Below are 11,582 nucleotides of genomic sequence, written 5' to 3'. Positions count from 1 at the left end.
ACTGGGAAAATACAGGTACATAAATTTACCCGCGAGGTGTATCATGTCCAAACAAATTCACATCAGACTTGAAGATTCGGTATTCGACGCCCTGACAAAATATACTGGTGCATCGGGTCAGTCTGTTCAGTACTGTGTAACAGGAGCGTTGATTCAAATGTTGAACAAACAGAAAAGTCCAGAAAAAAGCGACAGCCTTTTTTCTTTTATTGATCTTTTTGCCGGAATTGGTGGAATGCGAATCGCTTTTGAAAATGCAGGCGGCCACTGCGTGTACTCCAGCGAATGGAACAAGTACAGCCAGCAGACCTATTTTGCCAATTTTGGCGAACAGCCAGAAGGTGATATTACTCAGGTAGATGCAAACTCTATTCCCGACCATGATATTCTGGTTGCCGGTTTTCCCTGTCAGCCATTTTCAATCGCAGGTGTTTCCAAGAAAAACAGCCTTGGACGTGCAACCGGTTTTGAAGATAAAACACAGGGAACACTGTTCTTCGACGTATGCAGAATTTTGAAGGCCAAGCGTCCCAAAGCCTTTATGCTTGAAAACGTGAAAAACCTGTGCAGTCATGACCGTGGACGTACCTTTAAGATTATTCTTGAATCCCTCAATGAGCTGGACTATCAGGTTTTTTACAGGGTACTTGACGGGCAGAATTTTGTTCCACAGCACAGAGAACGTATTCTCATTGTCGGTTTTGACCGTAAGCGCTATGGTTCTGATATTGATTTTGATTTCAAAATCACTCCTCCGGACCATAAACCGGTAATAGCTGATATTCTGGAACAGGATGTGGCAGAAAAATATACACTTTCCGACAAGCTCTGGACATATCTTCAGAACTACGCTGCCAAACACAAGGCTGCCGGAAACGGTTTTGGCTATGGAATTGCGCCTCCTGATGGTGTATCCAGAACACTGAGCGCCCGCTATTACAAGGACGGTTCAGAGGTTTTGATTGATCAGTCGGGAAAGAATCCCCGTAAACTGACCCCCCGTGAATGTGCAAGATTGCAGGGTTTTCCCGATACATTCAAAATTCCCGTATCTGATACTCAGGCCTACAAACAGTTCGGCAATTCCGTTGTTGTCCCTCTCATGGAAAATGTTGCAAAACTGATCGTTGAAACTTTAAATAACTCTGCTATTCAGGATTCTGCACAGAAAGAGGTGCTGTAAATGGATTCATACTCCATGCAGGCGATACAGGCTTCTCTTGCCGGGGAGACAGTTTTCTGCAAGTTCCTGTCCGCAAACGATACAGGGCTGACCGGTGGGCATCAGGCTGGTATTTATATTTCCAAACCATCAATTCCAATCCTTTTTCCCGAGCCTGGTGTCCGGGGAGAGAAAAAAGAAAAATGGGTAAAGGTATTGTGGCAGGATGATTTTGAAACCGACACGCGTTTTATCTATTACGGACAGAAAACCAGAAATGAATACCGGATCACTAATTTTGGACGTGGCTTTCCCTTTTTAAAGTCCGAATATACCGGCGCTCTCTTTGTTTTCGTAAAGTTCTCCGAAGATTATTACAAGGGATTTGTTTTGAATACCGAAGATGAAATCAATCAGTATCTTGATGCTTTTGGCCTGAGCCCCGCTGAAACCAACCGTCTTGTGGACATTCGACACACTTCTCCGGAACAGAATGAAAAGCTGGAGATTGACCGTTTTATTACCGGTCTGGATGTTGACTTTCCTTCCTCCGAAGAGATGTCCGCAGCTGCCCGACGTATTCAGGATGCTGTTTATAACCACACAGACTTTATCCGTTCCAATCCTGATCGAAAACTGCTGGACTGGACCGATGCTGAATATCGTCTGTTCCGTGCGCTGGAATATGCCCGATACGGAGACCTTATTACCCGGGGATTCTCAAATGTGGAAGATTTTATCGCCACCGCAAACCAGGTATTAAATCGCCGAAAAAGCCGTGCCGGAAAAAGTCTCGAACATCACCTGGCCGCCATTTTCGACGGAAACAGTATACTCTATACAGCTCAGGCTGTAACGGAAGGGAACAAAAAGCCTGACTTCATTTTTCCTTCTCAAACTGCTTATCACAACATGAGTTTCCCGGCAGATCAGCTGATTTCTCTTGCAGCAAAAACGACCTGCAAGGACCGCTGGCGTCAGATTCTCAATGAGGCAGACCGTCTGCGTGGACAGACGAAGTATCTCTGCACCCTTCAACAGGGCATCTCTGCGGCACAGATGGACGAAATGCAGGAGGAACAGGTTATTCTTGTGGTGCCAAAGCCATACATTGCCACATATCCCCGTGATCGACAGGATCGAATCTGGACCATTGAAAAATTCATCAAATATGTTCGAGAGGTTGAACAGATGTAATGGCTGATATTTTAACACCGGATAAAAGAAGTCAGAATATGTCTGCCATAAAGAGCAGGGATACAAAACCGGAGATTTACTTTCGCAAGCTCCTGTTTGCCGAAGGCCTTCGGTATCGAAAAAACAGCCCCTCCATCATCGGCCATCCGGACATTTATCTCGCAAAGTATCATACTGCGATATTTGTAAACGGTTGTTTCTGGCACAGGCATGCAGGTTGTAAATATGCCTACACGCCTAAAAGCAGGGTTGATTTCTGGCAGAAAAAATTCGAGCAGAACATACAACGTGATGCTGCTGTAAGAGAATCTCTTGCAACTCAGGGCATAAAATGTCTTACAATCTGGGAATGCACTATTAAACGAATGAAGCATGACCCGGATTTTGAAACGCTTATCCTTCACAGGGCAATTGATTTTATTCTGTCGGACTCCATTCTGTTTCTGGAACTTTGAAGTCATCTTTCCTGAACTGCTGCACAGATTTCCCCTGTATGACTGACAGCCATACGGGGAAACAGTCAGACAGAAAACTCCCCCGATTCGAGGAATCGGGGGAGTTTTCTGTTTTCAGTGGGTGATGCACATCGTCACTGCTTTTGGGCGGCCACCAGCAGCATCATGGGGTGGCGCAGCTCATCCCGCATGCCGGGCAAATCCATCATTTCCTGCGGCGGCCGGGGCTCCACCAGCGGCGCAAAGTCCCGCACACAGTGGAAGGCAAGCGAGCTGAGCACCACATCAAAGCTGCCCGGCGCAAAGGCCAGGTCCTCCATGGCGGCGCGGCGGTACCGGATGACCGCCCCGCTGTTCTTCTCGCGGGCGGTGGCCAGCATCTTTTCGGAAAGGTCCACCCCCAGCACCGAGGCCGCCCCCTTTTGGGCGGCGTAGACGCAGTGCCAGCCGTAGCCGCAGCCCAGGTCCAGCACTCGCCTGCCCGCAAATTCCGGCAGCAGCTTTTCCAGTTCGTGCCATTCGCCCGCGCCCTCCAGGCCCTTTTGCGAGCGGGTCATCCGGCTGTACTTTTCAAAAAACTTCGGGTCGTCGTATTTGTTCTGTTTCATTGCTTGTTCCTCCCATGTAAGGCTTCCGTGTGTTCGGTCTGCTCACATGGGTTTATGCAATTTTCTGCGCAAGGATACCGCCGCGCATCCCATCACTTCCTTTTTCTGCTTTGCTGCCATTATACCATCTCCTCCCCACCGCGAAAAGCCCGGATTTTTTTGCGTTTTGACCCTTGGCAAGCCCGGTTCATCCCGTGCTATTCTGTATACTGAGAAGATCAGGCGAGGTCATTCATTGACCCCGCCTTTTTTGCAAACCGTCATCCGGTGCGTGCTGTTTTGAAACAGGCGCGCCGGGGGCGATTTTTGTTTTCCCGGCTGATTTCCAAGCCAAAAAAGGAGGGTCAGAATGTATTATTCCTTCGATGTGAACGCTGCCGCCCGGTACGGCGTGGAAGAGGCGGTGCTGCTGGAGCACATCCGCTTCTGGTGCGAGAAAAACGCGGCAAACCCGGACTGCCAAAAAGAAGGCCGCTGCTGGATGTACGCCAGCGCCGCCCGGCTGGCCGAGCATTTTCCGTTCTGGAGCGTGCCCCAAATCCGCCGTCTGCTGAAAAGTCTTGTCCGCCAGGGTGCTTTGCTGGAGGGGCGGTTCGGCCGTTTCGCCTTTGATCGCACCTTGTGGTATGCAATCAGCGAATCCGCTGCTTCCATGTTTCAGAATCGTCACTTGCAAAAAACGAATCCGGAACATTCAAATGCCGAATCCGAAAGAGCAATAAAAGATACCCAAAAAGATACCCAAAAAGATTCCCAAGAAGATTCCCAACACACATACACCGCCTGCGGCGGTGGGCGTGCGCCCTCTCCCCTTTTTGAAAAATCCGGGAACGCTGCGCCAAAGACTGAGCGCAGACCGAACCCCTTTTTTACCGATCCGGCAGCAACTGCAACACCGGCAAGCCCGGCGCAAACCGCCAGCCAACCGGCCCATCTTGCCCCAGCCGCGCAAAATACCCAAGCCCCAAACGGCTTTGAACGGTTCTGGCAGGCCTATCCCCGCAAGTCGGACAAGCGGGCGGCTCTGCTGACATGGAAGGCGCTGCGGCCGGATGAAACGCTGGTGAACGCCATGCTGGCGGCGCTGGCGGCCCAGCGGGAAAGCGCCCCCTGGAAGGAGTCGGGCGGGCGATACATTCCCCACCCGGCCAAATGGCTGAGCCACCGCCGCTGGGAGGACGCGGCCCCCATGGCACAGGCCCCCGCCAAAAGCTATTCCATGCCCGCATGGGCCCAGCAGACCAGCCGCCCCTTTGACCCGGCCGCCGCCGTGGACATTCTGGCCCGGCACCGCCCCCGCCGGCTCAAGCGGCTGGAAGCCTGACCCGGCAAAAGCACAGCAAAAAAGCGAAGCGCAAACACGCTTCGCTTTTGTTTTGCTCAAAAATTCCCGTCCGCCGTGCACTGGCGCAGCCGGCGGCGGATGCCCGGGCCGTCCTGCACCACCTCCAGCAGGCCCTCGCGGCAGAAGGCCTCGATGCGCAGCGCGATCCAGCTGTCGCCAATGCCCAGCTGGCACCGGCCCAGCACATTGCCCACCAGCGACGCCTCCAGAAATTCCTCCGGCAGCCGGTCCAGCTCCCGCAGAATGAAGCCGTCGTAAAAGTTCTCCGGCACGCTTTGCAGCCCGCCGTTCAGGCAGACCCGCAGGGGCGCGTTCTCCCGCTGCAGCTGCTGCCACCGGGCGGCGCAGGCCCGCAGCAGCACCGGCCGGGCGGGCTGGGCCAGCGGCAGATACCGCCCCCACTCCCCGGGGCTGATCTCGCCCCAGCCGGTGTAGGCCATCACGGTTTCGTCCTCGCCGTATTCCCACACCGGCAGCTTGATCAGGGTCACCGGGCCGGGCGTTTCCAGCCCGTGCAGCTTTGCCAGCAGCCAGCACAGGCCGCAGGCGTCGTCCGGGTTATCGCTGTACCAGATGCGCATCTCCTCGCCCCGGGCGCTGCGCTCCAGCACCGTTTGCAGGTTCGCCTGCAGCTCGTCCAGCGATTCCCGGATGATCTGCTCCTGCTCCTCCGGGCTGCCGCTGAAGCTGGCCGCAAACAGCCGTTCCAGCAAGCGGCGGCGGCCCTGCGGGAACTGGCTTTCGGCAATGTCGCCCATGCTCCAGCCCCCTTCCAGACTGAACACGTTGGCCGGGTCGCCCCCAAGGGGGCGGGCGTTTTCCCATTCCCGCCGCGCCCGCTGCTCCGCGGCCTGCCGGGCGGCCTGCTGCACCTGGGGCGCGGGGGCAGCGCCCTGCCCGCCCTGTGGCGCGGCGTAGATCACGCCCACCGTGCCGGTGTATTCCCCCTGCCCGTAATGCTGGGCCATCTTCAGGCTGCCGCAGGCGCTGCGGCTGAACACCACGTCCATCATCTTGCTGTTTCCTCCTGTTTGAAAGGCAACCCCGTACAATTCTCAGGCGGCGCATCGCGCCGAAATTGTGCGGTATTGTCTTAAATCTCCTGTGTCAGCGCCTTCACCGCGCTGATCAGATCCCCGGCACTCACGGCGAAGGGCATGTTGCCCATGTTGCCCGCCGGGTCCAGCGCCACCCGGGCCAGCTCGGAAAGCTCGTCGCCGGTGATGTCGGAAAGCGCCAGATCCGCAAGGCTGGTGGGCAGCCCCACCGACTTGCAGAAGGCCCGCACCTGGGAAAGATCCTGCCTTGCCCGCAAAGGCTGCGCGCCCAGCCGCTGCTCCAGCACCAGCTGCACCTGCACGCCGAAGGCCACCGCCTGGCCGTGACCGGCCCGGTTTGCCCGGCCCAGACTGGCGATGCCGTTGGCCACCGCGTGGGCCGCGGCAAGGCCGCCGCTTTCAAAGCCCACGCCGCTTAAGTAGATGTTGGTCTCCACAATGGTTTCCAATTCCTCGCCGGGGCATTTGCGCTGCACCTGCTCCATGGCCCTGGCGCCGCAGCGAAGCAGGTTGTTCCAGCAGCCCTGCGCAAGGCAGAGCGCCGCCGCGCCGGGGGCTGTGCCGAAGCTGTTTTTGCCCCCCGCCTCGGCGCAGGCCCGGGCCTCGAACCAGGTGGACAGCGCATCCCCCATGCCCGCCGCCAGCAGCCGGGGCGGGGCGGCGGCGATGTGGGTGGTGTCCGCCAGAACCAGATCCGGGTTTTTGTCCAGATACAGATACCGGTCAAACAGGCCGTCCGGGGTGTAGAGCACCGCCAGCGCGCTGCAGGGCGCGTCGGTGGAGGCCACGGTGGGCAGCATCACCATGGGCGCGCGGGCGAAGGCCGCCACGGCCTTGGCCACGTCCAGATGCTTGCCGCCGCCAGCGCCCGCCACCACCCGGCAGCCGCTGGCTTCAAAGCGGCGCACCAGCTCGGTGATCTCCTTTTCGCAGCAGGCCCCCTCAAAGGGAACAAACTCCACCCCGCCCGCGCCGGGCAGGCCCGCCTCCACATCCTGCCGGATGCGCTCGATGCCCGCTTCGTCGCTGATGAGGAAGATGCCCTGCCCCAGCCGCCGGGTATACCGCCCCAGCCGGCGCAGCGCCCCCGGCCCCTGCACATACCGGCTGGGTGCGCCGGTGCGTTTGTCCTGTTCATGGTCTGTCATTACAAAACTCCCCTCCCGTTTTCGGGCCGCATGGCCCTTGCTCTCTACTAACAGAAGTATCACAAACCGAAGCACTTTGCAAGAGTAAAGTTCTCGTTCCAGAGGGAATCCCCCTTTTGAACACGCAAAAAGCGGCTCCAGGCAAACGCCCGAAGCCGCTTTTTGCAGATGATTTGCGGCAGCCGGCCAAGGAGTGAGGGGAGTCGGCTGCCCGAGAGAAAAGGATGAAAGAGGGATATCGCGGCAACCCCGCACAATTCACAGCGGAAGCCTCCGGCGGCATATCGCGCCGCAATTTGTGCGGTTTTGCCTTACAAATAGGCTGTAGTTGGTTTGGTTATATTACAATCAGGATATTTTAAATAAAATATTCCCAATTGAAATCAAAGTAAATGGGTCAGGCTCAGCGCCGGGCGCCCTCGTACAGCTCCGGGTCGCTGAAGAATTCCCTGGTGGCCTTGCGCACCTTGGGGAACAGCACGATCATGGCGATCAGGTTGGGGATGGTCAGCAGCGCCAGGGCGATGTCCTGGATGGTCCAGACCATTTCCACCTTCAAAAGCGCACCGATGATGCAGAAGGCCGGGAAAACGTACTTGAACTTGTCGGCAACCTTTGCGCCGAACACATAGTTCAGGCCCACGAAGCCGAAGTACCACTGGCTCATCAGGGTAGTGCTGCTGAACAGCAAAAGGCATACGGAAACCACATAGCTCAGCGGCTCCCACACGGTGGCAAAGGCGTTGATGGCCAGCACATTGTCCGGCACGCCGCTGCCGATGACGCCGGTCACGCCCAGCACCAGACCGGTGATGGTGCAGATGACGAAGGTGTCCAGAAAGACCTCGGTGACGCCGGTCATGCCCTGCTGCACCGGGTGCTTCACGTTGGCGGAGGAGTGGATGACGGGGGCAGAGCCCTCGCCGGCCTCATTGGAATAGAGACCGCGGGCCACGCCCTTCTGCATGGCGATGATCATGCTGCCCATCGCGCCGCCCGCCATGGCCCGCAGGCCGAAGGCGCTCTGGAAGATTTCGACGAAGACGCCGGGCACCTTGGGGGCGTTGATCAGAATGATGACCAGGCCGCCCACCACATACAGCAGCGCCATGGTGGGAACCAGCTTCTGGGCCACATGGGCCAGGCGATGCAAGCCGCCCAGGGTCACAATGAAGATCAGGGCCACCAGCACGATGCCGGTAACGAGGGGTGCAACGCCGAAGCTCTGGTTCATCACGCCGCTGATGGTGTTGGACTGGATGAAGTTGCCGCCGATGATCTGGGTGACCATGAACAGCGCGCACAGCACCGCCAGCCAGGGGGCGTGCAGGCCCTTTTTGATGTAATACATGGGGCCGCCCACCCACTGGCCCTGCTCGTTGCGTTCGCGATAAAGCAGGCCCAGCACGATCTCGCTGTATTTGGTGGCCATGCCCACGAAGGCCGCCACCCACATCCAGAAGATGGCGCCAAGGCCGCCGGCCACCACCGCGGTGGATACGCCCACGATGTTGCCGCTGCCCACGCAGGAGGCCACGGCGGTGCAAAGCGCCTGGAAGGAGGTGATGCCGCCGGCATCCTCCTCGCCGTTCTTTTTGCCCCGGATGGGCTCCCACAGGGTTTTCTTGATGATATAGCCGAAGTGGCGCACCTGCACCGCCCCGGTCACGATGGTATAAAGCACGCCCACGCCCAGCAAAACGAACATGAGCCAGTCACCCCAGAGTTTGCCGTCGATGAATTCCAGGGTGGATTGCAGTTGATCCAACATGGGTCTTTCCTCCTATGATTCATACGCCACAGGGCCCCGGCAGGTACCGCAAAAGATCGGGGTCACGCGGGGGTGCTCAGTCCCACTCCAGATAGATGGGATTCGTCCAGGCGGCCCGGCCGAACCGGTCCACCACCTCCACGCGCACGTAGCTTTCGTGCCCCTTCAGGGTGTGCTCGGCGTGGGTCAGGGTGTCCTTGCGCAGCTCGCCGATGACGGTGCCGCCGTCGTTCACGATGTTGCCCGCCACAAAGTTCACCCGCTCCACCCTGGAGCAGTCGATCCAGACCCTGCCGTCCTTTACGCCCCAGTCGTAGATTTCGGGGCCGGCGGAGGAATAATAGTTGCCCTTCATGAAGTTCTCCACAATGGCGTCGTGGGTCAGGCTCTCGGCCTGCACGCAGATCCAGCCGCCGCAGGCGTCGTCAAACAGGCCCTCGTTGTGGTTGTCGTCGCTGGCAAAGCCGTTGATCCGCTTGCCCGCGCGCAGCATCCGGTCCCAGTGAACCAGACCGCTGCCCACCGCCGCCTCGTTGGTGGAGTTGTAGTTGAAGATTTCCAGCGCGGTTACGCCGGTGGTATCCATGAATTCCTCGTCCAGCACGCGGCTCCACACCGGGTGATTGTAGGTGACCACACAGCCGTGGGCGCGCAGCATGTCGCTCAGCTGCTGGGCGGCCTTCGCGCCCTCCCACTGGCCGAAGAACTTGATGGGCGGCAGATACTGCAGATGGCCGAAGGTGCCCTCGGGGGCATTCTGCTGCATCTCGGTGGTGCCCAGAATGCCGTGCATGTGGTGCAGCTTGTAACGCTCATTGGTGCCAATGGCCCGGTAGAGCACCGCGGTGGCCTCCACGCCGGGCAGCACGATGAAGTTTTCGGTGTTGAACTGGGCCCGGTGGTCGGTGAAGATGTCGTGCTCGGACATGCACAGGAAATGGTATCCGTGCTCCTTATACTGGGCCACGTTCTGCTCGGGGGTCAGCATGCCGTCGGAAATGGTGGTGTGGCTGTGCAGGTTGCCCTTGTAGAAGGACCCGCAGCCGGTAAAGCCGTGGTACTCACGCATGGTTTTGGTCACTCCTTGTCGTTTGTTTGGGCCGCCCGGGTGCGCGGGTCTTGCCTCTTGGTTCCAGAATAGCATACAAATCCGTGGATTTCCACCACGGATTTGTATGCTGTGCGAATTTTTTTATGGATTTGCACGAAGAACAAGGGGTTCCGCGTGCATTTTGCTTACTTGCCGGCCTGCTGATGCTTCTTGATGCGGCCGATCAGGAAGGTGGAAACGAACACGCCGATCACGGCCCAGCCGATCATCACGCCGAACACGATGCGGTAGCCGGTCATGCCGGGGAAGCGATCCAGGAAGTTGCCGTACATCAGGTAGGCGAAGGAGTTGGGCAGGTAGATGACCAGAGAAGCCAGGCTCATGGCAGCGCCGGTGATCTCGGCGGGAACCTTTACCTCGTCCATGGGGGCGAAGAACACGGCACGCATGGTGAACACGATGGCGCCGAAGCCCAGGGTGCAGGCAGCACCGATGATCCAGTTGCCGGAAGCGCCCAGCGCCTCGTGGGGGATCATCAGGAACAGAGCCATGGCCACGATGCAGACGATGAAGCCCATGCGGATGTGCTTGGCGCTGGACTTGTGCACCTTATCGGACATGAAGCCGCCGATGGGGCCGCCCACCATTTTCAGGCCGTACTGGTTGATGATGCCGTAAGCGCCAACCGCGGTGGCGGGCAGCAGGTAGATGTTGTTCAGGAAGGGGATGAAGTAGGTCAGGCCGCAGTAGATGCAGTAGACCACGAAGCCGTTCAGAGCAACGGCCCAGATGTCCACGCTCTTGAGCGCCTGCACCATGCCGCCGAAGGCAGCGGTGGCCTTGTTCAGCTCCTTGCCGTCGGCGCCCACGCGCTTTTCATCGTTGGGCACGAAGATCAGGCACAGAACGCCCGCCGCGATGGTGGCGCAGGACAAAAAGATCAGGCCGGCGCGCAGGGCGGCAGCGCCCTCGCCCATGGCTCCGAAGATGGCCAGCGCGGTGCCGGCGATGATCACGTCCACAACGCCGCGGCCCATTTCCAGAAAGCCGAACATACGGCCCTGGGTCTTTTCGTCGCCCAAAAGGCGGATGGCCTTGAGCAGAACCGGCCAGTAGGTGACCTCAGCCAGAATGGCGATCACGCCGAAGGCTGCCAGAAAACCCCAGTAGGGCGGGAAGGTGGCCAGATAGAAGCCCACCAGACCGATGCCGATCAGGCTGCCGCCGATCATGTACTTCTTGCTGAACATGTCGCAGATGTAGATGCCCGCGATCAGGCCGATGGTCTGCACGATGCCGTAGGCGCTCATGGCGCCGCCGATCTGGGTGTTGGTCAGACCCATGAACTCCTGCATGGGAACGTAGAACATATCCTTCATGCTGCCCAGCTTGAAGGCGATGCCGCCGGACAACGTGAGGATGCAGAAGGTGAACCAGCGGTTGGGAACCGCCTTGACCATTGCGGCCTTTGTCTTGTTGCTCACTTGAATTCCTCCTCAAAAAGCACTCTCTTTTTCTCACTCGCGCAGCGTCTGCTCCGCGCCGCGTTTTTCCGTTTCTTGGTGCGGGGCGCTCTTTCCGCCTGCCCCGCCTTGGGAACAATCACAGTATACTTGCGGTTTTCTTGGATTTCAAGCCCTTTTCCCTATTTTTTCGCAATTAAACAAAGAACTTTTCCATTTTTTGTTGAATCTGCCTGTTTAATTTTTGGGGTTTGGCCGGTATACTAATTGTAAAGCCAAGCATTTCACAACCCCTTCCCAACTCCGTTCCCCGGCCGAACCGGC

10 protein-coding genes are annotated in these 11,582 nt (G+C 57.8%); 4 read left to right on the top strand and 6 right to left on the bottom strand.

Annotated elements, in window-relative coordinates:
* Window positions 1-43: 43 nt before the first annotated feature.
* Genes dcm through EDD77_RS00625 form a run of 3 tightly spaced genes read left to right on the top strand, consistent with a single transcriptional unit; the run spans window position 44 to window position 2,814 of the window.
* Window positions 44-1,183 (top strand): DNA (cytosine-5-)-methyltransferase, encoded by a 1,140-nt coding sequence (dcm, locus tag EDD77_RS00635; protein WP_058964146.1) that lies wholly within the window; start codon window positions 44-46, stop codon window positions 1,181-1,183.
* Window positions 1,184-2,359: a type II restriction endonuclease gene (locus tag EDD77_RS00630; RefSeq protein ID WP_058964145.1), complete on the top strand. Its 1,176-nt coding sequence runs from the start codon at window positions 1,184-1,186 to the stop codon at window positions 2,357-2,359.
* Entirely contained in the window at window positions 2,359-2,814 is a 456-nt protein-coding gene (locus EDD77_RS00625; RefSeq protein WP_058964144.1) for a very short patch repair endonuclease, read from the top strand. The genes EDD77_RS00630 and EDD77_RS00625 overlap by 1 nt, the downstream gene beginning before the upstream one ends.
* 134 nt (window positions 2,815-2,948) lie before the next feature.
* Here the strand turns inward: EDD77_RS00625 and EDD77_RS00620 are convergent, their stop codons facing one another.
* Window positions 2,949-3,422 (bottom strand): class I SAM-dependent methyltransferase, encoded by a 474-nt coding sequence (locus EDD77_RS00620; RefSeq protein WP_058964143.1) that lies wholly within the window; start codon window positions 3,420-3,422, stop codon window positions 2,949-2,951.
* Window positions 3,423-3,771: 349 nt separating this feature from the next.
* Between EDD77_RS00620 and EDD77_RS00615 the strand changes: the two genes are divergently transcribed.
* Window positions 3,772-4,746, top strand: coding sequence for a hypothetical protein (locus EDD77_RS00615; RefSeq protein ID WP_058964142.1), 975 nt, complete (start codon window positions 3,772-3,774; stop codon window positions 4,744-4,746).
* A gap of 56 nt (window positions 4,747-4,802) precedes the next feature.
* On the opposite strand, the gene EDD77_RS00610 is transcribed toward EDD77_RS00615, so the two are convergent.
* From EDD77_RS00610 to EDD77_RS00590, 5 genes are all read right to left on the bottom strand, one after another.
* Window positions 4,803-5,780: a DUF3658 domain-containing protein gene (locus EDD77_RS00610; RefSeq protein ID WP_058964141.1), complete on the bottom strand. Its 978-nt coding sequence runs from the start codon at window positions 5,778-5,780 to the stop codon at window positions 4,803-4,805.
* Window positions 5,781-5,860: 80 nt separating this feature from the next.
* Window positions 5,861-6,973, bottom strand: coding sequence for a glycerol dehydrogenase (locus tag EDD77_RS00605; protein WP_058964140.1), 1,113 nt, complete (start codon window positions 6,971-6,973; stop codon window positions 5,861-5,863).
* A gap of 403 nt (window positions 6,974-7,376) precedes the next feature.
* Window positions 7,377-8,744, bottom strand: a complete 1,368-nt coding sequence (locus EDD77_RS00600) for an alanine/glycine:cation symporter family protein (RefSeq protein WP_132587272.1) — start codon at window positions 8,742-8,744, stop codon at window positions 7,377-7,379.
* A gap of 76 nt (window positions 8,745-8,820) precedes the next feature.
* Complete coding sequence (locus EDD77_RS00595) at window positions 8,821-9,813, bottom strand: CehA/McbA family metallohydrolase (protein ID WP_058964139.1); 993 nt, start codon at window positions 9,811-9,813, stop codon at window positions 8,821-8,823.
* A gap of 167 nt (window positions 9,814-9,980) precedes the next feature.
* Complete coding sequence (locus EDD77_RS00590; protein WP_058964138.1) at window positions 9,981-11,279, bottom strand: MFS transporter; 1,299 nt, start codon at window positions 11,277-11,279, stop codon at window positions 9,981-9,983.
* Window positions 11,280-11,582: the final 303 nt, after the last annotated feature.

Origin of the sequence: Allofournierella massiliensis, from assembly GCF_004345265.1 — a bacterium.
In the GTDB taxonomy this organism is placed as follows: domain Bacteria; phylum Bacillota; class Clostridia; order Oscillospirales; family Ruminococcaceae; genus Allofournierella; species Allofournierella massiliensis.
This window is presented reverse-complemented; position numbering and strand designations above follow the sequence as displayed.